The 26703-nt window shown below is 44.9% G+C and carries 22 protein-coding genes and 2 pseudogenes; 8 read left to right on the top strand and 16 right to left on the bottom strand.

What is annotated here, in order from left to right:
• Positions 1 to 61 precede the first annotated feature (61 nt).
• Positions 62 to 3691, bottom strand: a complete 3630-nt coding sequence (locus DYH48_RS07800) for an invasin (protein WP_115334456.1) — start codon at positions 3689 to 3691, stop codon at positions 62 to 64.
• Positions 3692 to 3913: 222 nt separating this feature from the next.
• Between DYH48_RS07800 and DYH48_RS07795 the strand changes: the two are divergent.
• The 6 genes and pseudogenes from DYH48_RS07795 to DYH48_RS07770 form a co-directional block, all read left to right on the top strand.
• Positions 3914 to 4129 (top strand): annotated as a pseudogene (locus DYH48_RS07795) (cation:dicarboxylate symporter family transporter); the annotation flags it as partial.
• A 52-nt stretch (positions 4130 to 4181) separates the two neighbouring features.
• A protein-coding gene (locus DYH48_RS07790) for an IS3 family transposase (protein ID WP_086014843.1) occupies positions 4182 to 5398 on the top strand; the annotation gives its coding sequence in 2 pieces (ribosomal slippage) (positions 4182 to 4530 and positions 4530 to 5398; 1218 coding nt in all).
• Positions 5399 to 5434: 36 nt separating this feature from the next.
• Positions 5435 to 6544 (top strand): annotated as a pseudogene (locus DYH48_RS07785) (dicarboxylate/amino acid:cation symporter); the annotation flags it as partial.
• Positions 6545 to 6738: 194 nt separating this feature from the next.
• A complete protein-coding gene (locus tag DYH48_RS07780) occupies positions 6739 to 7098 on the top strand; it encodes a hypothetical protein (RefSeq protein WP_012587462.1) in 360 nt (119 codons plus the stop codon).
• 187 nt (positions 7099 to 7285) lie between these two features.
• Positions 7286 to 7960 carry a response regulator gene (locus tag DYH48_RS07775; RefSeq protein WP_006081964.1) on the top strand — a complete coding sequence of 225 codons (675 nt, stop codon included), beginning with the start codon at positions 7286 to 7288 and terminating at the stop codon, positions 7958 to 7960.
• Positions 7951 to 9300: an ATP-binding protein gene (locus tag DYH48_RS07770; RefSeq protein ID WP_115334455.1), complete on the top strand. Its 1350-nt coding sequence runs from the start codon at positions 7951 to 7953 to the stop codon at positions 9298 to 9300. Before DYH48_RS07775 ends, DYH48_RS07770 begins: the two co-directional genes overlap by 10 nt.
• 97 nt (positions 9301 to 9397) lie before the next feature.
• On the opposite strand, the gene DYH48_RS07765 is transcribed toward DYH48_RS07770, so the two are convergent.
• Entirely contained in the window at positions 9398 to 10093 is a 696-nt protein-coding gene (locus DYH48_RS07765; RefSeq protein WP_107404380.1) for a 2OG-Fe(II) oxygenase, read from the bottom strand.
• Between the two features lie 118 nt (positions 10094 to 10211).
• On the opposite strand from DYH48_RS07765, the gene DYH48_RS07760 reads away from it, so the two are divergent.
• Entirely contained in the window at positions 10212 to 11477 is a 1266-nt protein-coding gene (locus DYH48_RS07760; protein WP_115334454.1) for an HD-GYP domain-containing protein, read from the top strand.
• Between the two features lie 187 nt (positions 11478 to 11664).
• On the opposite strand, the gene corA is transcribed toward DYH48_RS07760, so the two are convergent.
• The 4 genes from corA to cobB all read right to left on the bottom strand — a co-directional run bounded on the left by corA (position 11665) and on the right by cobB (position 14646).
• Positions 11665 to 12612: a magnesium/cobalt transporter CorA gene (gene corA / locus DYH48_RS07755; protein ID WP_006081968.1), complete on the bottom strand. Its 948-nt coding sequence runs from the start codon at positions 12610 to 12612 to the stop codon at positions 11665 to 11667.
• Positions 12613 to 12738: 126 nt separating this feature from the next.
• Complete coding sequence (locus DYH48_RS07750; protein ID WP_006086239.1) at positions 12739 to 13110, bottom strand: hypothetical protein; 372 nt, start codon at positions 13108 to 13110, stop codon at positions 12739 to 12741.
• A 358-nt stretch (positions 13111 to 13468) separates the two neighbouring features.
• The gene (locus DYH48_RS07745; RefSeq protein WP_006086238.1) at positions 13469 to 13918 is read right to left on the bottom strand and encodes an ATP-binding protein; all 450 of its coding nucleotides are present in this window, start codon (positions 13916 to 13918) and stop codon (positions 13469 to 13471) included.
• Positions 13915 to 14646, bottom strand: a complete 732-nt coding sequence (gene cobB / locus DYH48_RS07740; protein ID WP_107947888.1) for a Sir2 family NAD+-dependent deacetylase — start codon at positions 14644 to 14646, stop codon at positions 13915 to 13917. The genes DYH48_RS07745 and cobB overlap by 4 nt, the downstream gene beginning before the upstream one ends.
• A 257-nt stretch (positions 14647 to 14903) precedes the next feature.
• Here cobB and fur point away from each other — a divergent pair, with 257 nt between their 5' ends.
• Entirely contained in the window at positions 14904 to 15335 is a 432-nt protein-coding gene (gene fur, locus DYH48_RS07735) for a ferric iron uptake transcriptional regulator (RefSeq protein WP_006081972.1), read from the top strand.
• An 81-nt stretch (positions 15336 to 15416) separates the two neighbouring features.
• On the opposite strand, the gene DYH48_RS07730 is transcribed toward fur, so the two are convergent.
• The 10 genes from DYH48_RS07730 to sdhC all read right to left on the bottom strand — a co-directional run bounded on the left by DYH48_RS07730 (position 15417) and on the right by sdhC (position 26489).
• Positions 15417 to 15914, bottom strand: a complete 498-nt coding sequence (locus DYH48_RS07730) for a GNAT family N-acetyltransferase (RefSeq protein WP_115334453.1) — start codon at positions 15912 to 15914, stop codon at positions 15417 to 15419.
• A 108-nt stretch (positions 15915 to 16022) separates the two neighbouring features.
• Positions 16023 to 16430 (bottom strand): nucleoside diphosphate kinase regulator, encoded by a 408-nt coding sequence (gene rnk, locus DYH48_RS07725; RefSeq protein WP_006081974.1) that lies wholly within the window; start codon positions 16428 to 16430, stop codon positions 16023 to 16025.
• Positions 16431 to 16854: 424 nt separating this feature from the next.
• Complete coding sequence (gene sucD / locus DYH48_RS07720) at positions 16855 to 17727, bottom strand: succinate--CoA ligase subunit alpha (protein WP_006081975.1); 873 nt, start codon at positions 17725 to 17727, stop codon at positions 16855 to 16857.
• Positions 17727 to 18893, bottom strand: coding sequence for an ADP-forming succinate--CoA ligase subunit beta (gene sucC / locus DYH48_RS07715; RefSeq protein WP_006081976.1), 1167 nt, complete (start codon positions 18891 to 18893; stop codon positions 17727 to 17729). Before sucC ends, sucD begins: the two co-directional genes overlap by 1 nt.
• A 105-nt stretch (positions 18894 to 18998) precedes the next feature.
• Positions 18999 to 20189, bottom strand: a complete 1191-nt coding sequence (odhB, locus tag DYH48_RS07710; RefSeq protein WP_115334452.1) for a 2-oxoglutarate dehydrogenase complex dihydrolipoyllysine-residue succinyltransferase — start codon at positions 20187 to 20189, stop codon at positions 18999 to 19001.
• Positions 20190 to 20220: 31 nt separating this feature from the next.
• Positions 20221 to 23052, bottom strand: coding sequence for a 2-oxoglutarate dehydrogenase E1 component (locus DYH48_RS07705; RefSeq protein WP_115334451.1), 2832 nt, complete (start codon positions 23050 to 23052; stop codon positions 20221 to 20223).
• 214 nt (positions 23053 to 23266) lie between these two features.
• Positions 23267 to 23974 carry a succinate dehydrogenase iron-sulfur subunit gene (locus DYH48_RS07700; RefSeq protein WP_115334450.1) on the bottom strand — a complete coding sequence of 236 codons (708 nt, stop codon included), beginning with the start codon at positions 23972 to 23974 and terminating at the stop codon, positions 23267 to 23269.
• Between the two features lie 11 nt (positions 23975 to 23985).
• Positions 23986 to 25752 (bottom strand): succinate dehydrogenase flavoprotein subunit, encoded by a 1767-nt coding sequence (gene sdhA / locus DYH48_RS07695; protein WP_006081980.1) that lies wholly within the window; start codon positions 25750 to 25752, stop codon positions 23986 to 23988.
• Positions 25753 to 26100 carry a succinate dehydrogenase, hydrophobic membrane anchor protein gene (sdhD, locus tag DYH48_RS07690; RefSeq protein ID WP_006081981.1) on the bottom strand — a complete coding sequence of 116 codons (348 nt, stop codon included), beginning with the start codon at positions 26098 to 26100 and terminating at the stop codon, positions 25753 to 25755.
• Entirely contained in the window at positions 26094 to 26489 is a 396-nt protein-coding gene (gene sdhC, locus DYH48_RS07685; protein ID WP_006081982.1) for a succinate dehydrogenase cytochrome b556 subunit, read from the bottom strand. Before sdhC ends, sdhD begins: the two co-directional genes overlap by 7 nt.
• Between the last annotated feature and the right edge of the window lie 214 nt (positions 26490 to 26703).

Genomic DNA, 26703 nt, shown 5'->3' with positions numbered 1-26703 from the left:
AAAAACGCCCGAATGCTAATCGGGCGTTTTCGCTGTACTAACTAAAAACTAGAGTAAATCATCAACCAGCATCTATCACGTTGACAGACACAGCTAATGGTTCACCCAAAGGGGTTTTAACCGTAATCGTTAGCTGTCCAATTGTTTTCTTATTTGGAGATGTTTCTAAACCAATAGTAAAAGGATATAGCAATGGTTTATTAGAGGTATTATTTCCTATTGTATAAGTTGAGGTAACTGAACTTAATACGCCATTATCTGCAGTTCCAGTTATCGTAGTTCCAAACGGAAGCGTATTATTGTTTAAATCTGAAAGGAATAAATAAATGGTTTGTGGTGCATCGACTGTTAAATCAATCGGTTGCACTGGGGTAATATTTCCAGTTACTGCATCTATATTCACCAGTCTCATGAATGGAGTACTGCCAGACATGACTAATGGAAGATTTCTAAATACATTCAACTGAGCTTTAAAATTATCACTCCCAGTATCAGTACAGTTTGCCTCAGAACCTTGCGCACAAAGTAAACCAGTATACTTACCATCTGCACCATCAAAAGAACCGCTTACATTGTAATCAATAAATTCTTCTTTAACCGCTCCTGCAGGTAATGGTGAACCTCGATATTTACCATCTTCGTTATCATCTGTGAACGCTTCAGATAAATCACTAAAATCTTCATCTTTATCAAATAACCCATTTCCATTTAAATCAACAAAACTCTCTTCACCTATCGCGTAAGCCGTAATTGTCGTTCTACCTGGACGTGGTTCTGCAATAACGGAATTAGTACCGTCAAGATAGCGAGCATAACTATTACCCGTACATGGGGGAGTGATAATTCCATTAAACCCACCATTAGGGCAAATCACTGTAGTCCCTTTGAAAGGACGTGAATCTTGACTTCGCCAAGTCACAGAGCAACCGCCATTAGGAATTAATATACCTGCACCATTATCCTTGGAGCCAGTAACACATGAACTATCAATACCACCTCCCTCAGTTCTAAAACTGATTCGAGTACCAGAAGGAACAAGGTTGTTAAAATGATCCGCAGCTAAAACATTAATTATTGATTGCTCATTGTCGTGATCCCATCCTTCAGGATTAAGAATAGTTGCAGATAAAGAGAAACTATCATTATCAGCAAGTCCTGTAGATACAACTAACTCATCTGAAATATTAGAAATAGTTGCGTCATGACCATTGCCAGTACTACCAGACCATAAAGCAAATACTTTTACAGGTGTAGGAATATCACCAGCTTTTACCGTAACTGAAACTTGGCCAAATGCATCCGTGTAAGCCACAGCATATTTATTCGGTAGGCTCAGATCTGAAGGGTACTCAGCATCTCCAGGTTGAGGCATATTGCTACATGCTAAATAATCCTCAGCAAGAGGTGATGGCGATAATGTCATGCCTCCTACTTCGGTACTCAATTCAAAACAAACTCTTTGCTGGCTAGCTGGTTGACCAATTTCATTTAATAACTTGAATTGAACAACAGATGTCTCACTACGTGCGCCTACTCCTGCAATTCCACCAGTGCCACTCAGAGCCAACTGATTAGGTGTTGCAGAAACAAACTCAATAGCTCCAACTTTTACTGTATCAACTGTAATTTGAGTTGTCTTAGACACTGAGCCGCCACCAGTAACAGCTGAAACAGATATTGTATCTAATCCACTACATCCTGTTGAACGATAAGTCGAATAACCTTTACCAGCGTTAGTGACTATAGGCGAATCAATGACAGCTTTACCAGCAGCAACACATTCTGATGAAAATTCTAGAGTGAAAGGTTGACCTGTCGATAATGAACCATCAGGATTGAAAACCGTAACTTCAACAATGGTAGACCCACCTGCTGGTAAAGAGTTGTTGCCTACACTTGTTTTTATATCGAGGCTAATATTTACTCTACCAATTTCAAATGCTTTAGTTGAGGTAGCATCTTTCACTTTTAAAGAGACTTCACCTGCCCCAACGTTACCATTTGCGTACAAATCAAGAATCGCTTTACCATCAGCATTCGTGATGGCGGTCCCCGAATTAGGGCTAATAGCTCCTAAGGTTGTTGCGGCAGTAACAAGTACTTGCTGTAGGGCTTGCGTACTGCCAGAACGCGTAACTTTAGCACCAATAATACCAGGTTTATCGTTTGTAATATTGTCGGTTATCTTACAAACTTCAAAGTTCTTTAGTGTCTTATCCCATGCAGCTACACCATTACAATCATATATATCAAAACTGATTTCAGGGCTTGCTTCTATAGGGTCTATATCATCACCAGCGGTTACAAAACCGACAATAGCCTTCGCAGTACCATAACTTGCCGTGACTTCACCAGCACCTTCAATACTACCTGCGGTTAAAGTAATAGAAGCTCGGCCAATTGAATCTGTTAAAGCGGTTCCTTTCGTTGGAAGGAAGTTTCCTAAGGAACTACTAAAACTCACCACTTTACCAACCAATGGAGTGGCATCTTTATCAACTAAAGTAACCGTTACTTTGCTCGGTTGTGCTGCACTGACATTAGTGGTTGGCAAACCCGTCTGGCTATTTGTCAATTGAATTGATAAAGAATTAGCCTCGCCATTTCCACCAGGTGCATCGCCAGCAACTTCAAAGTTGAAGCTATCCGTTATTGTTTCATTATCAAGGGAGAAGCTAGCAGTAACCGACCCTGCACCAGCATTTGTTCCGGTAATTAAAGTCACAGAAGCATGACCATTTAAGTCCGTTAATGCCGTTCCCGAAGAAGGATTTAATGTACCTTGTCCCGTCAAATTGAATACGACTGTTTGATAGCTAGTCGGAGCACCGTCTTTCAATAAAGTTGCAATTACAGTTCCAGGAACAACATGACTAATATTTCTTAATTCTTGGCCCTGTGAATCAAAAATTGTTAGCGCAATGCTATACGCATCAATTGGCTTAACAACAACTTCATCACCTGATGTCTCAAAACCAAGTGACTCAATATTTTCATCAACTTTAGCAATAATATTACCAGCCCCAGCAACTGAACCAGCAGTAATTGCTATTTTAGCAAGTCCTTGAGCATTGGTAAGTGCAGTGCCTGATTGCGGTGAAAATTTACCTAAGTTTGAAGTGAAAGTGATAACCTTACCGGCTAATGGTTCATCTGAACCATTAGTATAAATAGCACTAACAGTACCAGGTACTGCAGAACTGATTTTTGTTACAGTTTGTCCTTGGGCATTTTGTAGTGATAGTTTTAGTTTATTCCCCGTTCCAGGCTGAACAACACCATCTCCTTTTGAATAAAAGCCCTTGGTTATGGAAGCACCACTCGCAACACTCGCAGTTACATTTCCAGCACCCGCTAAAGTTGCAGTATCAAGCTTAACCGTTGCAACGCCAGATGAGTCCGTTAATTGCGTCCCCGTTGAGGGAGTAAAAGAGCCTAAAGCGTCATTATCTAATTTAAATGAAACTACAACACCTGCTAGAGGTCCAGTCTTGGAATCCACAACCGTTGCTTTAACTTCCGCAGGTGTAGCGACAGAAACACTATCGCTATTAGAAATACTGAGAGTAACAGTGACAACACCAGGCGTCGGCGTTGTACCACCATCATCGGAGATGCTGCCTCCTCCACCACATGCAATTAAAAAAAATGAACACAATCCTGCGAGAAAAACCTTATACGCTGACTTCATTGTCAGGCTCCCTGTTACTCTGATGATGATACTTAAGCTAGACGCTTATTACTTATAGGCTAACATTACACAATTTTCACCAATTTTACTCACTAGAACCTTATTTTATTTCACAAATAACATAAATACTTTAACGCTATTTGTCATTTCATCTTCGCCGTTTTCTTGCTAGTCTTGTGAGCGCCAAAAAATAGAATGTATAAAAAACACACAGGACTCCCCATGGCAATTTCGATAAAAAATAAACTCGGCCTTACAAGTAAAATTCTGATCGGTATGGGAACAGGCATTGCCTTAGGTCTCTTACTCCGCAATGCCTTTCCAGAAAGCGATATCGTAAAAGACTATATTACCGAAGGTTTCTTACATGTTATCGGCACCATTTTCATCTCCAGCTTAAAAATGTTAGTGGTTCCTTTAGTCTTTATTTCATTAGTCTGACCCGTCCTAAATAGCGTTGACACTTTTCAAACTCATTTTGGAGAGTGTAATGACTTCAACAATTAAACGAACTCAACGTGATTATTCCCTCGCTTTTAAATTGGCCGTTGTCGACCAAGTGGAAAAAGGCGAGCTGACTTATAAGCAGGCCCAAGACAAGTACGGTATTCAAGGTTGTTCCACCGTGTTAGTTTGGCTTCGCAAACATGGAAAACTGGATTGGTCCCAAGGAACACCATCTACATCAATGCGAGGACATTTAATGACTGAGCCCACCACACTCACTCCCGAGCAAAAGATAAAAGCACTCGAAGCCGAACTTGAAGATACCCGCATGAAAGCCGCGTTCTTCGAAGCCATTGTCGAAAAACTTAGAACTGACTACGGGATTTCTGTCGTAAAAAAGCCACGAGCGAAACGCTCCAGGAAAAAACGGCCATAGGTTATCGCGTCACCCAATGCTGTCGCTACCTCGGGATTAGCCGTCAGGCGTATTATCAGCAATGTCAGCGGCAAAAAGTATCAGAGCAGAGGGAGCAACACGTGTTGCAAACGGTGCAATATGAACGGTTATTTCAACCACGAATAGGTACACGCAAGTTGCAGTATTTACTGAATAAATCACATCAAATAGTGATTGGGCGAGACCGGTTATTTAGCAGCCTCAGAGCGCATCGTTTGTTGGTCGCACCTAAACGGGCGTACCACAAAACGACTCACAGTCATCATCGATTTAGGTGTCATCCCAACTTGCTTAAGCCCAGTGAGCAACAAGTGGACATCACTCGCTCAGAGCAAGTCTGGGTGGCTGATATTACCTATCTGCCACTGCAAAATAATGAAGCCTACTTAAGCCTGGTGACCGATGCCTGGTCACGAAAAATCGTGGGCTATCATGTTGATGATAATCTCAAAACAGATGGTGTGCTAACAGCGTACAAACAGGCACTGAGGCAGCGGCAAGACAAAGATAAACCGCTGATACACCACTCAGATCGAGGAATACAATACTGCTCAAACGCTTATCAAGCGGTTCACACACATCATGGTGTGACATGCTCAATGACAGACGGATATGACTGCTATCAAAATGCATTAGCAGAACGCGTAAATGGCATATTGAAGCAGGAGTTTTTAACACATAAGCCAGCAACGCTGCAGGAGGCGCGACAGATGGTGGCAGAAGCGGTCGCCATATATAATCAACGACGGCCACATTTGGCCTTAAAATATAAAACGCCCGATGAGGTTCATCAGGCGTTTTAGGTAGAAATAAGTGTCAACTTATTTCAGGACGAGACAGTCTGTGGAACTTGCTCACTGAGTGAGCCTTCAAAATTGGGCCGTTTAGGGGGCAAAACCCTCGCTTTCTATTTATTCACCACCGCTATTGCTCTCGTGGTTGCGATTGTCAGTGCAGTCCTTATACATCCTGGGAACGCTTCGCTGGCTACAGAGAAAATGGAGTACATCGCCAAAGAAGCGCCAAGTCTTTCAAGCGTGATTATCAATATAGTCCCCACCAATCCGATGCAAGCATTGAGTGAAGGCAATATGCTGCAAATCATTATTTTTGCGGTAATTTTTGGCTTTGCTATTGCCCATATTGGTGAGCGAGGTAAACGCGTTGCGGCTTTGTTTGAAGATTTAAATGAAGTCATCATGCGCGTCGTGACACTGATCATGCAGCTGGCACCTTATGGGGTGTTTGCGCTGATGGCAAAACTTGCATTAACGCTCGGTTTAGAAACCTTTGGTAGCGTAGTTAAATATTTCTTCGTGGTTCTCGGTGTATTACTGGTCCATGCGTTTATTGTTTACCCTACACTTCTAAAACTTTTCTCTGGCCTCAATCCGTTAATATTTATCCGTAAAATGCGTGATGTGCAGCTGTTTGCCTTTTCAACAGCAAGTTCAAATGCCACTTTGCCGATTACCATAGAAGCCTCTGAGCATAGATTAGGTGTCGATAATAAGATTGCCGCCTTTACGCTCCCCTTAGGTGCAACCATTAACATGGATGGCACCGCAATCATGCAAGGTGTGGCAACTGTATTTATCGCTCAGGTTTTTGGCATTGAACTCTCGCTCACTGATTATGCCGCCGTTGTTGTGACAGCGACATTGGCATCAATTGGTACCGCAGGCGTACCGGGTGTCGGACTTATCATGCTGGCCATGGTATTGAATCAAGTTGGTTTACCGGTTGAAGGTATTGCACTGATTATCGGTGTTGATCGCCTACTCGACATGGTACGTACTGCAGTAAACGTCACCGGTGATTGTGTGGCGACCGTGGTCATTGCGAAATCTGAAGGTGAATTTAACGAGCAAGTGTTTAACGACACTCAAGCGGGTAAGGTTGCTAGAAATTTTGATGAGCAAGTTCATCATTCAAATAGCTCTAACTAGCCTTAGTTAAATACCCATCACGCCCAGCCTCTGTGTTGGGCGTTTTTGTTTACGCTTTTTGTTTACACTTTTGTCTGTACTTAGCCCAATTAATTTTTCTACAATTAGCAAAATGTGAACATGCCAATAGTATGGCAGTTTGTTTTTAGCTACATTGTGTTTACTATTTTAATACGTTAAATGGAGCTAAATAAATGTGGTGGAGAAGTCTTTGGATCCTGATAGCTTGCTGGCTATTGTGTGCCCACTTTGTACGTTATGAACAAATTAGCTTTGCCATCCCCTTTGCAATTGCGCCCTTAGTTTTATTCTTTAACTCGGTTTACTTACTGCGTTTATTACAAACTTTATTATTTATGAGTGTCTTTACCGTCTGGGGCGTCACGACGATTGAAGCGATACAAATGCGTTTAGCGCAAGAAGCGCCTTGGTTGAGATTGTCTTTTATTATGATGGCGGTGATGTTATTTACCTTAGGTGCAATTATCTGTGGTAACGGTATTTTGCGGATCAGAAAACAAAAGTCTCCTTGGGGAAATTCACCGATACGCTAGCACTCCATCGGCAAAACTTTCATATTCAACAATAAATGAGTACTTATTTTGACCACAAGTTCTGCTCGGTCAGCAAAGGTTAAGTTCAACTAAGATATGCTGATACTCTATTTGGTTATCAGTGTGATTTTGCGTAGACTGCTTTGCTAACTAAGGCTTAACTCATCCACTTTAAGGCATGTATATTATGAGAATTTTGGTTGTTGAAGACGATCCTATTTTATCCCACCACTTAAAAGTGCAATTAAGCGATCTCGGCAATCAAGTTCAAGTGGCGCTCACTGCCAAAGAAGGTTTCTATCAAGCCACGAATTATCCCATCGATGTGGCTATTGTCGATTTAGGTTTACCCGATCAAGATGGCATTAGCTTAATTGAACAACTCAGAGAAGCGGGTCTTAAAGCGCCGATATTAATCCTCACGGCCCGAGTTAATTGGCAGGATAAAGTCGAAGGCCTTAATGCTGGTGCCGATGACTATTTAGTCAAGCCCTTTCAAAAAGAAGAACTCGTCGCTAGGCTCGATGCCTTAGTACGCCGCAGTGCAGGCTTTGTTAAACCGGTAATTTGCAGTGGAGAATTAAAACTTGATCTCGCCGCGAAACAAGTCACTCTGAGCGATGAAATCATGGAAGTCACTGCCTTTGAATATTTGATCCTCGAATATTTAATGCGTCATTGCCACGAGGTGGTTGCCAAACAACGTTTGCTCGATGTGATTTACGGCGATAAAGAAGGCGATCCGAATACGATTGAAGTGATGGTCAGCCGCCTGCGCAAAAAACTGACCCGCGATGGGATAGACAATCCCATCGTCACCATTCGCGGCCAAGGATATAAATTTAACCTGCCATGCAACTAAGATTAAAATTTAAGAAACGTCTACTGACGCGGATGTTTCTCACCTCGCTATCGATTATTGCCTTAGTGGGTTTTGGTCTCGCATGGATGGTTAATATTCTGCATGCGCAAAATAGCTATAACGAAGAAACCGCACAACTCATTGCCGAAATTCCCCAAGTCGCCGCCGAATTGCGGGAGCACGATCTCATCCCCGATACCAGTGCGTGGCTGGAGGAAAATAATAAGCAAGAACGTTATGTGATTGCGAGTTGCGATGATAAATTTAAACAAGTTTGGACTTCATCCCTCGCAGTAGACCGCGGCTTATTTGATACTTGCGAGCGTTTTAACGAAATTCGCAACGATTCTCCGCCCTATTATCTTACTATGGCCGATGACAGAGGTTACTTCGTCTATTTGCTCGCGGTGGAAATTGCTAGCGTACATTACAATTTACTCGTCCTCAAAGATGCCGCCAAACTCGAGCAGGAATACAGTAAGTTCAGTAAACGCACTTATATTCGTTTAGCCATGGTATTAGCCTTAGCGTTAATTCTATTGGTCAGCGCCGCCTATTGGGGAATGCGCCCCTTAGTACGGATGCAGAATGAACTGCAATCGATTAACCAAGGTAAGAGTAAATCACTTTCAGAAGGCTATCCTGTTGAACTCGAAGGGGTAACCCAAGCACTCAACCAAATGCTGCAACAATCGAGCGCCCAACAACAGCGCTATCAAAATGCTATGAACGACTTAGCACACAGTCTTAAGACCCGCTTAGCGGCTGTGCATGCCATCACAGATGACGCCAGTTTGAGTAAACAATCGGCGAGCGAAAAGATCATGGAACAGGTCAGCCAGATGGATCAGCTGGTCAAATATCAATTAAAACGCGCCATGTTAGGCCGCCAAGGCCTGAAGCAAGAACAGACTGTGATTGCGCCCTTAGTCGATCAATTAGCGCAAATGTTATTTAAAATTTACCGCGATAAGCAAGTGCAGTTCTCAGCGAGCATTTCCCCTTCCTTAATGTTCCCCGGCAACAAGGGCGACTTGATGGAGCTGTGTGGTAACCTGATGGAAAACGCTTTCCGCTTATGTATCAGCCAAGTGCATGTATCGGCTAAGATTAATTCACAAGGTGAGTTTGAACTTATCGTCGAAGATGATGGCCCAGGTGTCGAAGAAAGCCTTAGACAGAAGATTATCCAACGCGGCGTGCGAGCCGATACCCAGTCACCAGGACAAGGTATCGGATTAGCCGTATGTGATGAAATCGTTCACAGCTACGGTGGTAGTTTAAAAATTGAGGAAAGCCGCTTAGAAGGTGCACTCTTTAGGATCCGTATCCCTGTTTAAGGACAGGGATAGCTCACAACAAAGATAGCTAAATACAAAATAACCAAATACAAATAGTTAAAACAAGGATGTGTAACTATATGGATACTCATACTTATCAGGCAATCACAGCGTATAACTGCTCTGCTCGATTGAACATGATCCAAGAGGTGGCAATGTATTTGTCACCACTCACAGGTTTATTACCCCTATGCGTATGAGTGAATCCCGCTGGTGCTATCACCATAGTGCCTTTTTTCGGGGAAATTTTACGCTGCTGATAATAAAATTCGGTTTCACCGCCCGCTTCCACATCATTTAAATAAAACATATAAAGCACGACGCGATGCAAGGCTTCATTGTGACCATTCTGCGGGAATTGCTCCGAATGCCAGTGGGGATAACCGCCTTTATTCTGCTGATACTTTTGAACATTAATACTGCCACTGCGATACAAATACTTCACTAAACCATCGGCTCTAGGCGCACCCAGCGCTGCAAAATTAGCAGGGGTTAGCGTCGCGGGTTGGCCTTGTTCATCACTCACAGACACAGCGACCGCGCCCATTAACGCCATTGAATACTTTGTGAAATAATCTACCGCGCCCTTTAAGGTATAACCTAAGAGTTCGTTTCTGAGGGGCTGCAAGTCGGCGAAACTATCTAAGGTCAAATCGCGGCTGATCTTCTTCTCCAGATCAACGCCATTGCCCGTTTGTCCGTCGACAACGCCAGCATGTTGCTCAAATGCCAGAATGAGACGGTCACACAAGTCGTTTGGCAACGCATTAGGGTATACTTCAATAAAGTCCATACTTCCTCAATGGATTGGCTACTTTCTAGGCTTACTATGCTGACATGTTAGTTAAGTAATTGTAAAGCAGCATCATTGAGATAAAATAACCCACATTAGGCTTCACGATAACAAGAATATGAAAAAAAGCTGTAAAGTCTCAGTCCATCAACTTCAAGTCGGCAACTTTGTGCGTTTGCCCGTGGCTTGGAAAGATCACCCCTTTTTATTCAGTAGCTTTCATATTAAACAAGCTGCGCAAATCGAGTTGATTAAAAATCTGGGCATCGAACATGTCATCGTCGATTTAGAACGCAGTGAAGTCGCCCCGATACATGCTGATGCGGTCAACCCAATCAAATTACCGCCAAGTGCTGAGATCAATGTGCTTAAAAACGACATGGATCAGTACAAGGCCGAACAAATCGAAGTGCAAAAGAAATTACGCCGCGACATTCATAAAACCGAGCAAAACTTTACCCGCTCGGTCGCCATGATGCGTAGCCTCATTTCTAAGCTGCGTAATCGCCCCTTAAATGCGGTCGATGACGCTAAAGATTTGGTGCACACCATAGTCGAGCAGCTGCTCAACTCAGATAACTTAGTGCTGCATTTGATGAGCGATGCTAAGCAGGATGAAAGCATTTACTACCATTCTTTGAACGTCGCGATTCTTTCTATGTTAATCGCCAAAGAACTCGAATGGGATAGAAGTGAGATTGAAACAGTGGGTCTCAGTGCCCTATTCCACGACGTGGGTAAATTAAAAGTCCCACCACAAATTCTTAAAAAATCGACCCCTTGGTCAGCGCCAGAGCTTAATTTCATCAAGCAGCATCCGTTACTTGGGATAGAACTGCTCAAATTAGCCGATAATTTCCCACAAGCGGCCTTGGCTCCCATCACCAATCACCACGAGTGTCTCGATGGCAGTGGTTATCCCAAAGGCTTAAAGGAAGAGGCGTTAGACAAAGTATCGCAACTGATTGCGGTAGTGAACGAATACGATTCCCTGTGTTACCCAAGCCAACAGGGCAAAGCCAGAATGCCCTATGCCGCTCTGGGGCATTTGTACAAGCAATACAAGACTAAGCTCAATCAAGAATATATTGGCAAGATGATCAAGATGTTAGGCATTTATCCTCCTGGCAGTGTGGTGGAATTATCCAGCGGTCAATATGCCATGGTGATGTCAGTTAACTTAAGCAAGCTGCTATGCCCTAAGATATTGGTTTACGATGCGTTAGTCCCTAAAGATCAAGCGCCTATCGTTGATTTAGAGATTGAAGGGATCAGCATAGTGCGCTGCTTACCGCCTGCGGCGCTTCCCGAAAAAGTCCACGAGTACCTGAATCCCCGCGAACGAGTAAGTTACTACTTTGGCGGCGATAGTCGTAAACAGTGATTTAGTTAATAGGCTCAGCGATTCATGCCTAACGGATTTCACGCATTTATTCAAAGTCATCGAGTCAAACTCTTTGGTAAAAGTCATTGAATAAACGTGATTAAATAGCAGTGATAAAAAGAAGGGTCGAATATTGCATTCGACCCTTCTTTTTTAATTTGAGAAACCAACGCTACTAGCGCCTGGCTTACAACCAATGCTTACGTTTAAAGAAAAAGTAAGTACCGGCGGCACTGGCTAACATCATCACAATCGCCATAGGGTAACCGTATTGCCACTCAAGCTCAGGCATACTGGTAAAGTTCATCCCATAACTACTGGCAATCAGGGTCGGCGGCAGAAACACCACAGCGGCAACCGAGAATATTTTAATGATTTTGTTTTGTTGCAGACCACTGAAACCCATGGCCGCATCAAGCAAAAAGTTTAACTTATCGAAAATAAACTGACTGTGGGGCATCAGCGACTCGATATCAGACAACATTTCCCGCAAGTCCTTCAAGTGCTCATCGGATAGCTGGCCACGATAGTAACGCTGCATATAACGCAGTGAACGCTGGGTATCGAGCAAACTCAAACGGATTTTACCATTGGAGTCCTCTTGCAGAGTGATAAGCTTAAATACATCATCAAGCTCATCGTTATCAAATACTTGCTCACCGACATTTTCGAGAACTGTGTAAACGTCTTCGATTAAGTCAGACAGATAATCCACTTTCAGATTAAATAATTCGAGAAACAGTTCCTGCGGCGTCGACACATCTAACCGGCCCAAACGTAAATAGTTACGCAGCAAGCGGATAAGACCCACGTCTTCTTCACGGATTGTCAGTAAAAAATTGGTGCGAAGGTTGAAGGACACGTTAACGCCACGCACATCTTGGCCGACACGCTGGGGGAATAACGAATTGATATGCAGGCCATCGCTGTTTTGATAAAAACGTGCCGAGGCCTCAATTTCATTGATATCTTCTTCGTCAGGCACTTCTTCAACAGAAAAATGACTTAACCATTCTCGCTCCGAATCATCGGGTTTATACAGATCTAACCAAATGGTCGATGCGGGAATACTGTCCAGTATGCCGAGCTCTGTCACGGTAAGGTGACGATTTTCATACACATAAGCAGTAATCATTTGTCCTCCTGAAAAAAACTTAAGTTAACGATCCCACTTAAGTGCAGGCTAAAAAATTGTCGCTAGTTTACCGCATAAGTTGGCAATGAAAAGGCGCGAAAGATAATTTAGTAAAATAAATATGCCTTAATCGGTCTCGATGATTGCCAGCCGTTCTTGGGTCGAAAAGCGAATATAGATGCCATCGAGCGTCACCATTTTCGAGTCTGAAATATCGCCTTTGCGCACGCGATACTCGCCGTTATTGTCGGCATTGGGTGACACGATTCTAACCGTGACTATTTTGTGCTGATCGCGCCAATACCAAACACTATAACTGAGCACACTCAGTCCGAGCACCACAAACACGCCTGTGAGTAAATAACGACGCCACAGGGGTTCATTTAAACGTTTAGTGCTGATATTCGCGGCCTGAGGCACAATTTGTCGCTGGCGCTTCATCAGCAAAAACCAAGCGCCAGCAATGACTAAGACTGTCAGTAAAATTTTAGTGAGCATGGCCCCTTCCTTTGATGTACTTAGCCTGCGCGCAATAATTAATATAATGCCAACTACAATCGAGCATTAACTCATCAATGCCACACATAAGCTCGCGCATTATACATTGACCATCATACGCTGACTTAAGTGGATAAACTGTCTTTGGGATCAAGCTTAAGGCTCATGGTCAAAGAGAGAAGGAAAATGGTGAGTGACATTATGCAAAAGCAATGGTTTGAAACAGCGTACAACAGCCTTGTTACAGGACGAAAAGTGACAGTACGAAAACATCGCAGGCCATAGGTAAAGTAAAGGGCCTAATCAGATTTACTGCGACAAAAGCGTCACAGTACTCATGATGACTAAGCGCCTTATTTTAAAAATCCTCAAATACCTTTGCCATACGTTGAATTTGCGCCAAAGGCACGCCATGACGATTACGTTTTGCGCATTCCAACTGATGGGCAGGATTGCTCGGTTCGCCTATCAGCATAGTTCGGACTTGATAACCTAAGGCTTTTGCCGCCGCTTCATAGGCCATGTATTCCCAGCGGCACAGATTAGTGTTATCGCAAATCACCACGGGCTCGCCTGAAGACAGCGCCTGAATAAACCCCGCCAAATTACATTGATGGTACTCAGGTAACTTCTTGGCATCGAAGCGGTATTCATCTTGGTGATAGAAAAAGCTATCGGTCGAAAATACGCCGCGTTGGCGCACGCTGATGGCTTTTTCTAAAGGAAGGGAAAGAATATAAGTTTCAACCCAATGTGACTTACCACTGCCCGGTAAACCACGCATAATTATCGCGATTTTATTACTCATGCATTCGACTCACTGCCAATCACTCGGCCCGCTAAAATAGTCTCGACCAACTGAGGCACTAACTCCCCCGCTTTGCCCGTCAGATGATACTGGAACTGACTGTGTCTATCGGGTGCCATCATATTCACTTCTACTGTTTGCGCGCCGTGATGGTTAGCGGTATCCACAAAGCCCGCGGCAGGATAAACAGTACCAGAGGTGCCAATGGCAATAAACAAGTCGCAGTTATCCAGCGCATCGTGGATACGATCCATCCCTAAGGGCATTTCACCAAACCACACCACATGGGGGCGTAAACGCTGGGCAGGAATACAGCAGGTACAACAATTATCGACACCAAAAGGCTCACGCAGAATAAAGGTCTGACGTGAGCGCGGGCATCGCCCTTTGGATAGCTCGCCATGCATGTGCAGCAATCGACGTGAACCCGCACGCTCATGCAAATCATCAATATTCTGGGTCACAACCAATAACTGGCCTTGAAATTCTGCCTCTAACTTTGCCAAGGCAAGGTGCGCCGCATTGGGCTCAACTGTGCCACTGTGCAATTGCTGCCAACGACTATTGTAAAAACGTTCCACAAGCTCAGCATCACGTTCATACCCTTCTGGCGTAGCCACGTCTTCAATATGATGCTCTTCCCACAGACCATCTTGATCGCGAAAGGTGCGTAATCCCGACTCAGCAGAGATCCCTGCGCCGGTTAACACCACAATTTGCTGGTACATGCCGATTCCTTATTATTTTATTTATTTGAATTATTCTCACTGACTTTGGCGGCCGTGAATATTATTCCTTGGTATAACCATACAAAAACTATGCTTGAATTGCCGTAAAATATTGTGATTTAACGCCTATTGACACAATTTATCTGCATATCGCCCCATAAAGCCAGAACAAAGGTTTAAGTTTTCAACCTGAGCCCCTATAATGGCAAACACTATCCACGGATGAACCTATTGGTTCTGCAATCAAGAGATTAGCAATGACAGATGGAAATCAAGCGCTAAAAAAAGCGGGTTTGAAAATTACCCTGCCACGAGTCAAGATCCTAGAACTGATGCAAGGGCCTGAAAACCAACATATCAGCGCAGAAGATTTGTACAAGAAGCTGCTCGATTTGGGTGAAGAAATTGGTCTAGCCACCGTCTACCGTGTGTTAAACCAATTTGATGATGCAGGTATTGTCAGTCGGCACCATTTTGAAAGCGGTAAAGCCGTTTTCGAACTCTCGACTCAGCATCATCATGATCACTTAGTTTGCCTATCATGTGGCAAAGTAATTGAATTTTCTGACGATATGATTGAACGTCGTCAAGATGAAATTGCCATGAAACACAACATTAAGCTGACTAATCACAGCCTATATTTGTATGGCACTTGCACCAATGATACCTGTGAGCATAACGACGCTTAGTCGACTTCAGCTTTCATCAGCGTGACACAAAAAACCAGCCTGAGGCTGGTTTTTTATTGGATGATGTGAACAGGCAAACCGCTATAACACCTTGGCGTAGATATTCACTTTATGCCCCATAAACTCATTTTGCTCACGCCAGTGCATGCCGACGCGCTTAGCCACACCTTCGGAGCCGAGATTCCCTTCTAAGATAAGTGCAATCGTCTGCTCAATCCCAAAGCGCTTAAATTCGGCTAATGCAGCGGATGCAGCCTCTGTACCAATCCCAGTACCCCAATACTCAGGGAAATAACGATAACCTAACTCGACTTCATTAAATTCTGGGATAAATTTCGGGCCACAAAATCCGATCACACGCTTGTCGGCTTTATGTTCTACCGCCCAACGGCCAAAACCATGTTGCTGATAATCGCCTTGGATCACCTGGTGAAATAACTCAACCGCCTGCTCGCGAGACGTAAAAGCGGCAGTGGGAATGTATTTCAGCATCGCCGGATTACTGTTCATCAAATACAGGGCTTCACAATCTTGCTCGGTAAATGGCCGAATAATTAACCGTTCAGTTTGGGTTATCATTTTTACTCCTTCAAAAATGGATCGCTTAACGCATCAACCAATCGTTCGCATGGTGATCACTGGCGTAAGGTCAACGACACTACGCCAGTGTATGCCCAATGTAGATGCTTAACGGTGGAAGTCACCGCTGCGCTCAGGCTGATACAGGATTTCTTCAATTCGCACTTTTACCATGGAACCACCAGGGCCTGGCCATTCAATCTCATCGCCTTGGGACAGCCCTAATAGAGCACTCCCCACTGGCGCCAAAATTGAAATCGTGCCCGCGCCGTTTACGTCTTTTGGATACACTAACCGTAAACAGAAGGTCTCATTACTGGATGAAACGCTAAATTTCACTTCCGAATTCATGGTCACCACATTCGCTGGCATCTGCGACGCAGGCACGATATCGGCTCTGTCTAATTCAGCCTCCAATGCCGCTTTGCCAGGAAACGCATTTGCCGGCAGTGACTCTAATAATCGCTCTAGTCTTTCTAAGTCGATTTCCGAAATAATGATTTTAGGTGTTTTCACAGTCTTTCCCTCGTAAATAAACGTGATGTTCAAGCCGTTACTGTGGCTAACATCGACTCTGTGGCTTACCCTCCCCCAATGCGGTAAGCCCCATAATACAAATACGCTCGCAGCGAAAGGCTGCAACCGTGTGATATAAATTTGAATTAAAGATATTTTGCAGAAACAGCACTGAAGCCATAAGCACTTGGCTCATGGTTAATGGTCCTACTCACGCTATGCTCGCCCATGGCGCAGGCGACTGCCGAGCAGAGAAGCATCAATCTAACCCGTAGAAGAAAAAATATCTAGTCTTCATGGTGTTAGCTCAATCCCATTCCTATCATTTACTGTGTTTTGCAGCTTATACCTATCACAATCCGATTAGTATTTTACAGCCAATAAAAAAGGCGCCTTAGGCGCCTTTTATAATAGTAAGGTTAGCTTACCAACCTGTACGAATACGCAGCGCTTTGCCGATATCAGCTAGCGAGCGGACAGTCGTCACGCCAGCTGCTTCTAATGCAGCAAATTTGTCTTCTGCAGTACCTTTACCGCCAGCGATAATCGCGCCAGCGTGGCCCATACGCTTACCAGCAGGTGCAGTTACACCAGCAATGTAAGACACAACAGGCTTAGTCACGTGTGCTTTGATGTAAGCAGCCGCATCTTCTTCAGCGTTACCACCGATTTCACCGATCATCACGATCGCTTCAGTCTGTGGATCGTTTTGGAACATTTCCAATACGTCGATGAAGTTAGTACCTGGAATTGGGTCACCACCAATACCTACGCAAGTAGATTGGCCGAAACCTTCATCAGTCGTTTGCTTAACCGCTTCATAGGTCAGAGTACCTGAACGAGAAACGATACCCACTTTGCCTTTTAAGTGGATGTGACCTGGCATGATGCCGATCTTACATTCACCTGGGGTGATAACACCTGGGCAGTTAGGGCCGATCATGCGAACGCCAGTTTCTTCAAGCTTCACTTTAACTTGCAGCATGTCCAGTGTAGGAATGCCTTCAGTGATACAAACGATAAGCTCAATGCCACCGTCGATAGCTTCAAGAATGGCATCTTTACAGAAAGGAGCCGGTACATAGATCACCGAAGCAGTCGCGCCAGTAGCAGCTACAGCGTCTTTCACAGTGTTAAACACTGGCAGACCTAAGTGAGTTTGACCGCCTTTACCAGGAGACACACCGCCCACCATTTGCGTACCGTAATCGATAGCTTGTTGTGAGTGGAATGTACCTTGACCGCCAGTGAAACCTTGGCAAATTACCTTGGTATCTTTATTGATTAAGACAGACATTATTTGCCCTCCGCAGCTTTAACAACTTGCTCAGCCGCATCAGTCAGACTGGTAGCTGCAATGATATCAAGACCTGATTTAGCTAATACTTCACGGCCAAGTTCAGCGTTAGTACCTTCTAAACGAACCACAACGGGTACTTTAACGCCCACTTCTTTAACAGCGCCGATGATACCTTCTGCGATCATGTCACAACGTACGATACCGCCGAAAATGTTAACCAGAACCGCTTTCACATTGCTGTCAGACAGAATGATTTTGAATGCTTCTGCTACACGTTCTTTAGTCGCGCCGCCGCCTACGTCTAGGAAGTTCGCTGGCTTGCCACCGTGCAAGTTAACGATATCCATAGTCCCCATAGCCAGACCTGCACCGTTCACCATACAGCCAACGTTACCGTCTAACGCTACGTAGTTCAGTTCGAACTTAGCAGCGTGAGCTTCGCGGGCATCATCCTGTGATGGATCGTGCATGCCCTTGATTTTTGGTTGACGGTAAAGTGCATTACCGTCGATACCGATTTTACCATCTAGGCAGTGTAGGTTGCCTTCAGTGGTAATAACCAGTGGGTTGATTTCAAGCAATGCGAAATCATGATCGACGAACATAGTCGCCAGACCCATGAAAATCTTAGTGAACTGCTTCATTTGAGTTGGGTTTAAACCTAACTTGAAGCCAAGATCACGTGCTTGATAACCTTGTGGACCAGTCAAAGGATCGATGATTGCAGTGTGGATGAGTTCTGGCGTTTCTTCTGCCACTTTCTCAATTTCAACACCACCTTCAGTCGACGCCATGAACACTACGCGACGAGTCGCGCGGTCAACAACGGCACCTAGGTACAGTTCGTTAGCGATGTCGGTGCAGCTTTCTACTAAAATTTTAGCAACTGGCTGACCTTTCTCATCAGTTTGATAAGTCACCAGATTTTTGCCTAACCAGTGTTCGGCAAAGGCTCTGATTTCTTCTTTATCGCCAGTGACTTTAACGCCACCCGCTTTACCGCGGCCGCCAGCGTGTACTTGACACTTAACAACCCATAAATTTCCGCCAATATGGCCTGCCGCTTCTACAGCTTCTTGGGCTGTATCACATGCAAAACCTTCTGACACTGGTAAACCATATTCGGCAAATAAGGATTTTGCCTGATACTCATGCAAATTCATGATGATCTATCCGTATACTTCTAATCAAATCCAACTGGCCCGTTTGGGCCAGTCACGAGGGTATGTCTGGCTATTTCTTTAAGCGCAAACTCTTAGCGAGTTGGCTTATAGATCAAGCAGCAGACGAGTTGGGTCTTCTAGGAAGTCTTTAATCGCCACCAAGAAACCAACAGACTCACGGCCATCAACAATACGATGGTCATATGAGAGTGCCAGGTACATCATGGGCAGGATTGCAACCTGACCATTGACTGCCATTGGGCGATCTTTAATGGCATGCATGCCTAAAATCGCGCTTTGTGGCAGGTTAAGAATCGGTGTAGACATCAATGAACCGAAAACGCCACCGTTAGTCACAGTGAAGTTACCGCCAGTCATGTCAGCCACAGTCAGCTTACCGTCACGGCCTTTAAGGGCTAAGTCACGAACTGCTTTTTCGATTTCAGCTAAGTTCATGGTATCAGTGTCACGTAACACTGGTGTTACCAGACCACGTGGCGTTGATACTGCAATGCTGATGTCGAAGTAGTTGTGATAAACGATATCATCGCCATCAATAGACGCGTTGACTTCTGGGAAACGTTTCAGCGCTTCAGTCACGGCTTTGATGTAGAAAGACATAAAGCCTAAACGGATACCGTGGCGCTTTTCAAAGATATCTTGGTATTGCTTACGGATATCCATGATTGGCTTCATGTTCACTTCGTTAAACGTCGTGAGCATAGCGGTAGAGTTTTTCGCTTCTAACAAGCGGTTAGCGATTGTCTTACGCAGACGTGTCATTGGCACGCGCTTCTCGCTACGGCCAGCCGCTAACGGAGCTACAGCAGGTGCTGCTGGCGCCGCAGCTTTAGGCGCAGACTTAACAAAAGCTTCAACGTCTTCTTTAGTAATACGACCACCCACACCTGTGCCTTTTACTTTGCTGGCATCAACATTGTGCTCAGCCAGTAAACGGCGTACAGATGGGCTTAACGCATCACTGCTTTCATCGCTGGTTTCAGCTACAGGCGTAGCCGCTTCAGCTTGCGCTTTAGTGACTTCTTTGCCCGATACAGCACCGGCGATGAATTTAGCGATCACTTGTTCACCCAGAACAGTGGCGCCTTCTTCAAACAAAAACTCGCCAATGTGGCCATCTTCTGGCGCAACCACTTCAAGAACCACTTTATCGGTTTCAATATCAACCAGGTTTTGATCACGAGAAACTTGCTCGCCCACTTTCACATGCCAAGTGGCAATCGTGGCATCGGCAACAGATTCTGGTAGTACGGGTACCTTGATTTCGATACTCATGAAAAACTATCCTTTTATAAAATGTCTATTACTACAGTGTGATTGTAAGTTTCAGGGCACTGTTCACTAAAGATTCTTGCTGATGTGCGTGCAACTCAGGGTAACCACATGCTGGCGCAGCTGACGCTTCACGACCGGCATAAGTTAACTGTGCACCTGCAGGAACCGCGGCCCAGAAATGGTGTTGACTAGAGTACCAAGCACCTTGGTTCTGTGGCTCTTCCTGACACCAAACAAAATCTTTAACATGTTGGTAATCAGCCAAAGCAACGATCATTTCATCATGTGGGAACGGATATAACTGTTCGACACGGATTAACGCTACGTTAGTGATATTTTCTCTACGACGTTTTTCCAGTAGCTCGAAGTACACTTTGCCACTACAGAAGACAACTCTGTCAACCTTGCTCGCTTCCAACGTATCGATTTCACCAATCACGTTTTGGAAACTACCACAGGCTAAATCGTCCAAGCTTGAAACGGCTAATGGATGACGTAGCAATGATTTAGGCGACATGACGATGAGTGGTCGACGCATAGGACGCACCACTTGACGGCGCAACATATGGTAAACCTGTGCCGGCGTAGAAGGCACACACACTTGCATGTTGTGGTTTGCACACATTTGCAAGAAACGCTCTAAACGGGCGCTTGAATGCTCAGGGCCTTGACCTTCATAACCATGGGGTAACAGCATAGTCAGACCACATAAACGGCCCCACTTCTGCTCACCCGATGACAAGAACTGGTCGATAACCACTTGGGCACAGTTAGCAAAGTCACCAAACTGCGCTTCCCAAATGGTCAGGCCGCCGGGTTCTGCTGTCGCATAACCATACTCAAATGCCAGCACTGAGGCTTCAGATAATACAGAGTCAGTAATATCAACTGGGCCTTGCTCATCGGCGATGTTGCGCAGTGGCATGTAAGTCGTGCCATCGTTTTGATTGTGCAATACCGCATGACGATGGAAGAAAGTACCACGGCCTGAATCTTGACCCGTAATACGTACGCGCTTGTTGTCTTCCAGAATCGAAGCATAAGCCAATGTTTCTGCAAAGCCCCAATCGAGTGGCTTCTCGCCTTTCGCCATTGCTAAACGGTCGCTATAAATCTTAGCTACGCGTGATTGCAATGGATGGCTTTCAGGCACATAACTCATTTTGTCAGCAAGACTTTGTAAACGCTCAGCCGACATAGAGGCTTGATACGCTTCGTCCCACTCACGACCGATATACGGTGTCCAGTCAACAGAATGCAGCGTCATTGGGCGCCATTCTTTCACCACACAATCACCTTGATCTAATGCATCACGGTAATTATTGATAAGACCAGTCACATCATCAGCAGCCATCACGTTTTCAGCGATTAGCTTATCTGCATAAATCTTACGTGGCGTTGGGTGTTTCTTGATCTTGGCATACATCAGCGGCTGAGTTGCACTTGGCTCATCGGCTTCGTTATGGCCATGACGGCGATAACAGACTAATTCAACCACCACATCACGTTTGAACTCGTTACGATAATCAACAGCTAACTGCGACACAAAAGCAACGGCTTCTGGATCATCAGAGTTAACGTGGAAAATCGGTGCCTGAACCATCTTAGCGATGTCAGTACAGTATTCAGTCGAACGAGTGTCCGCATGGTTAGACGTAGTGAAACCAACTTGGTTGTTCACTACGATGCGAATGCTGCCGCCGACGGTAAAACCGCGAGTTTGAGACATGTTGAATGTCTCTTGTACTATCCCTTGACCCGCAATTGCAGAGTCACCGTGAATAGTAATAGGCATGACTTGTAAGCCATCCTTACAACCACGACGGTCTTGACGGGCACGTACAGAACCAATCACCACAGGGTTAACGATTTCAAGGTGCGATGGGTTAAAAGCCAGTGCTAAATGCACATTGCCGCCCGGCGTTTCGAAATCAGAGGAGAAACCTTGGTGGTACTTAACGTCACCAGAACCGTGGGTATCAGCATGCTTACCCGCGAACTCGTCAAACAGTTCAGCAGGACGCTTACCTAATACGTTCACTAACACGTTCAGACGACCACGGTGAGCCATACCGACAACGATTTCTTTAGTACCCGCTTCACCTGCACGATAAATAATTTCGCGCATCATAGGCACTAACGCATCACCGCCTTCTAACGAGAAACGTTTCGCACCAGGGAATTTAGCACCTAAGTATTTTTCAATGCCTTCTGCGGCGTTTAAGCCTTCAAGAATGCGTGTCTTAACACTTTTATCGTAGTTAGCTTTACCTAAGGAAGGTTCGAGACGTTGTTGGATCCAGCGTTTCTCATCGGTATCGGTAATATGCATATATTCAGCACCGATAGAACCACAGTAGGTGGCTTTCAGCGCTTTTACCAAATCCGCGAGCTTCATGGTTTCGCCACCATGAGCAAAAGAACCTGTATTAAACTCACGATCCATGTCTTCTTTAGTCAGGCCGTGGAAGGCAGGATCTAAATCAGCAACGGGTTCGCGTTTCCACAGTTCAAGCGGGTCAAGGTTAGCACCTTGGTGACCACGGAAACGATGGGCGTTAATTAACTGCAGGACTTTAACTTGCTTAGCATCCATTTCAGGATCCGTCACACGAGCAGAGCTCTTATGGCGTCCTTCTAACGCTAAACTGCGAAAATAATCACGTACTTTTGAGTGAGCAGCTTCAGGCGCATCAACAGAGGCACCGTTCACAGGAGGGAGATTATCAAATACCGCACGCCAATCATCAGCGACTGACAGTGGGTCTTCTTGATAGGCTTCATACATCTCTTCTACGTAGGTCGAATTTGCACCACTTAAGTGAGATGATTCGAGCCAGGCTTTCATGATGCCTTGGTGCATTTCTATTCCTTTCAAACTTTATACACGTGCTTAGCCATAGTATTAAATATGCAGTCTGTAGAGATTACCTTCGACGCATAATTTCTGCCGCCCCTAGATGTCCAGATATACGGCGCGTTGTCTTCCATTACATACGCAAAAGAGTCACCTTCTGCTACCAGAAAGTGACTCTTCAAGAGCTATATTATTATTGGTTTCAGCTCGGGTTCTCGCATTACACTGCTCGCTTCAACAGCATGGACTTAATATGACCAATTGCTTTAGTCGGATTAAGACCTTTTGGACAAACGTCAACGCAGTTCATGATGCCGTGGCAACGGAACACGCTATAGGCGTCGTCCAGCTCAGATAAACGTTCTTCTGTTGCTGTATCGCGACTGTCGATCAAGAAACGATATGCGTGAAGCAGACCGCTTGGACCGATAAACTTATCAGGATTCCACCAGAATGATGGGCAAGCCGTAGAACAACAGGCACACATGATACATTCGTACAGACCATCTAAATGAGCACGCTCTTCAGGTGATTGTAAGTGTTCACGGGCTGGTGCTTTCTCATAATTGATGAGGTAAGGCTTGATCTTCTCATACTGCTTATAGAACTGAGTTAAATCAACGACTAAGTCGCGAACAACTGGCATACCTGGTAATGGACGTATTTCTAATTTCTTGCCTTTAAAGGTTGAAATTGGGGTAATACACGCCAGACCATTTTTACCATTCATGTTCACGCCGTCAGAACCACACACACCTTCACGGCATGAGCGACGGAATGACAGAGTCGGATCTTGCTCTTTTAACTTGATCAGTGCATCGAGCACCATCATGTCAGAGCCTTCAGCCACTTCTAAGGTGTAATCCTGCATATACGGTTTAGTATCTACGTCAGGATTGTAGCGATAAACTGCAAATGTCAATTTCATCTTTGCAACTCCTAGTAGGTACGTTTCTTCGGCGGGAATGCTTCACGTAACTTAGGTGCCATGTTCACTGCACGACGATCCATCGTTTCAGTGATTGGGTCAAATAAGCTGTGGCATAACCAGTTCTCATCATCACGCTCTAAATAATCTTCACGTGAGTGAGCACCGCGACTTTCAGTACGGAAGTTAGCCGCATAAGCCGTTGCAATCGCCGTTGCCATTAAGTTATCTAACTCTAAGCATTCAATACGTTGAGTGTTGAATTCACGAGAGTTATCAGACAATTTAGCATTTGCAAGACGTTCGCGAATCACTTTCAACTGCTCTAAACCTTCAGCCATAGCATCGCCACGACGGAATACAGAGAAGTTTAATTGCATACACAGTTGCAGATCCTTACGGATTTGCGCTGGATCTTCGCCATCTTTGTTGCTTTCCCAACGATTCAGACGCGCCAGAGATGCTTGAATATCCGCATCGCTTGCGTCTTTTGGATCGTCAGTCTCATCCAAAGCTTTACCTAAATGCTGACCCGCTGCGCGGCCAAAGACCACTAAGTCGAGCAATGAGTTACCACCTAAGCGGTTTGCACCGTGAACAGATACACAGGCAATCTCACCCACAGCAAACAGACCGATAACATCGTGTTCAGTGCCGTCTTCATTCTTACGAATAACTTGACCACTGACCTTAGTTGGCAGACCGCCCATCATATAGTGACAGGTTGGTAATACTGGGATTGGACCATCGGCCGGATCGATATGAGCAAAGGTACGAGACAATTCACACACGCCTGGTAAACGTGCTTCTAATGTTTCTTTACCTAAGTGATCAAGCTTGAGTAAACAGTGTGGACCTAATGGACCGTCTAAACCACGACCTTCGCGGATTTCAGTCATCATTGAACGTGCTACCACGTCGCGTGATGCCAAATCTTTCGCGTTAGGGGCATAACGCTCCATGAAGCGCTCGCCGTCTTTGTTCAGCAGATAACCGCCTTCACCACGACAACCTTCAGTCACAAGTACACCCGCGCCGGCGATGCCAGTAGGGTGGAATTGCCACATTTCCATGTCTTGCATTTGCACGCCAGCACGCATTGCCATACCGACGCCGTCACCGGTGTTGATATGTGCGTTAGTGGTCGAAGCGTAAATACGACCTGCACCACCTGTCGCTAGAATCGTTGCCTTGGCTTTGAAATAAACGATATCGCCTGTTTCAATTTCAATCGCAGTACAACCCACAACGGCGCCATCATCGTTTTTAACGAGATCTAATGCATACCATTCTGAGAAGACTTGCGTCTTATGCTTAACGTTTTGTTGGTATAAACAGTGCAGCAAAGCATGACCAGTACGGTCGGCAGCTGCCGCAGTACGTGCAGCCTGCTCGCCACCAAAGTTCTTAGATTGACCACCAAACGGACGTTGGTAAATCGTGCCATTTTCGAAACGAGAGAAAGGCAAACCCATTTGCTCAAGTTCAATAACGGCTTCAGGACCGGTTTTACACATGAACTCAATCGCTTCTTGGTCACCGATAAAATCGGAACCTTTCACGGTATCGTACATATGCTGTTCCCAATGATCTTCATGGGCGTTACCTAACGCAACGGTGATACCACCCTGCGCAGATACGGTATGAGAACGAGTTGGGAATACTTTTGATAAAAGCGCACAGCTTTTACCTTCTTTGGAAATCTGCAGCGCTGCACGCATACCAGCGCCACCGGCACCGATCACTACAGCATCAAATTCGCGTACTGGAATACTCACTTAGACACCCCACACAATAACAATGCCGGCCGCTAAATAACAAAATACGGTAACGACAAAGGTGAACTGTAAAACACCACGTAACGACGTGCACTTGACGTAATCTGTCAGCACTTGCCATACACCAATCCAAGCGTGTACGAGTAATGCTACCAGCGCCAGAAGTGTAAACACTTTCATCGGCAGAGCGCTAAAAAGGCTATGCCAGACGTCGTAGGTGAGAGGGGAACTACATGCAATAAAGCCAACCAAGAAAATGGTGTAACAGGCGAGGATCACTGCACTAGCGCGTAGTAGAATATAGTCATGAACACCACTGCGTCCAAAACTTGCTGCATTGGTTACCATACCCAAATCCCCGCTATGATTGAAAAGGCTACCGTTAAGGCAAATACAGCTTTCGCTGATGCGGCACCCGATGACAATTCTTCCCAACGACCGGTATCCATTACTAAGTGGCGCAGGCCACCAAACAAGTGATACGCCAGTGCAGTCATAATGCCCCACATGATGAACTTCATAACGAAGTTATCGAATAGAGATTGTACGCCAGCGAAACTTTCAGCTGATGCTAAAGATGAATTTAGCAACCAAATGAGAATGCCAACTGCGAACAGCATGATGACACCGGAAACACGGTGAAGAATTGACACAATCGCTGTTGCAGGAAAGCGAATGGTCTGCAGATCTAAATGGACAGGTCTTTGCTTTTTCACGTTCTGCTCACTCAGCTCCATTGAGCATTTTTTTTGTTATGTGAACCGCTTTTGTACAAACTTTAAACTGGGATGTGAATCACGGCAAAAGTAAACACAAAAGCAAAGTTTAAACAAACAGTTAACTATCTGAGCACGCACTCATTTAACATGTAAACAAAGGGTGCTTTATAATCGTTGTTTGCGGCCCTTATTGGGCGAGGCAAGTATACTCGCGGCAAATGTCAAATACAAA

Origin of the sequence: Shewanella baltica (assembly GCF_900456975.1) — a bacterium.
Classification (GTDB): Bacteria; Pseudomonadota; Gammaproteobacteria; order Enterobacterales; family Shewanellaceae; genus Shewanella; species Shewanella baltica.
This window is presented reverse-complemented; position numbering and strand designations above follow the sequence as displayed.

Coding starts and splice junctions, on each gene's coding strand:
- odhB (WP_115334452.1), bottom strand. CDS start 20,189: ATGAGTATCGAAATCAAGGTACCCGTACTACCAGAATCTGTTGCCGAT.
- DYH48_RS07775 (WP_006081964.1), top strand. CDS start 7,286: ATGAGAATTTTGGTTGTTGAAGACGATCCTATTTTATCCCACCACTTA.
- cobB (WP_107947888.1), bottom strand. CDS start 14,646: ATGTACCAGCAAATTGTGGTGTTAACCGGCGCAGGGATCTCTGCTGAG.
- DYH48_RS07745 (WP_006086238.1), bottom strand. CDS start 13,918: ATGAGTAATAAAATCGCGATAATTATGCGTGGTTTACCGGGCAGTGGT.
- DYH48_RS07750 (WP_006086239.1), bottom strand. CDS start 13,110: ATGCTCACTAAAATTTTACTGACAGTCTTAGTCATTGCTGGCGCTTGG.
- sucD (WP_006081975.1), bottom strand. CDS start 17,727: ATGTCTGTCTTAATCAATAAAGATACCAAGGTAATTTGCCAAGGTTTC.
- DYH48_RS07800 (WP_115334456.1), bottom strand. CDS start 3,691: ATGAAGTCAGCGTATAAGGTTTTTCTCGCAGGATTGTGTTCATTTTTT.
- DYH48_RS07765 (WP_107404380.1), bottom strand. CDS start 10,093: ATGGACTTTATTGAAGTATACCCTAATGCGTTGCCAAACGACTTGTGT.
- fur (WP_006081972.1), top strand. CDS start 14,904: ATGACAGATGGAAATCAAGCGCTAAAAAAAGCGGGTTTGAAAATTACC.
- sdhC (WP_006081982.1), bottom strand. CDS start 26,489: ATGGAGCTGAGTGAGCAGAACGTGAAAAAGCAAAGACCTGTCCATTTA.
- corA (WP_006081968.1), bottom strand. CDS start 12,612: ATGATTACTGCTTATGTGTATGAAAATCGTCACCTTACCGTGACAGAG.
- DYH48_RS07730 (WP_115334453.1), bottom strand. CDS start 15,914: ATGATAACCCAAACTGAACGGTTAATTATTCGGCCATTTACCGAGCAA.
- DYH48_RS07705 (WP_115334451.1), bottom strand. CDS start 23,052: ATGCACCAAGGCATCATGAAAGCCTGGCTCGAATCATCTCACTTAAGT.
- DYH48_RS07780 (WP_012587462.1), top strand. CDS start 6,739: ATGTGGTGGAGAAGTCTTTGGATCCTGATAGCTTGCTGGCTATTGTGT.
- DYH48_RS07700 (WP_115334450.1), bottom strand. CDS start 23,974: ATGAAATTGACATTTGCAGTTTATCGCTACAATCCTGACGTAGATACT.
- DYH48_RS07760 (WP_115334454.1), top strand. CDS start 10,212: ATGAAAAAAAGCTGTAAAGTCTCAGTCCATCAACTTCAAGTCGGCAAC.
- sdhD (WP_006081981.1), bottom strand. CDS start 26,100: ATGGTAACCAATGCAGCAAGTTTTGGACGCAGTGGTGTTCATGACTAT.
- DYH48_RS07770 (WP_115334455.1), top strand. CDS start 7,951: ATGCAACTAAGATTAAAATTTAAGAAACGTCTACTGACGCGGATGTTT.
- sucC (WP_006081976.1), bottom strand. CDS start 18,893: ATGAATTTGCATGAGTATCAGGCAAAATCCTTATTTGCCGAATATGGT.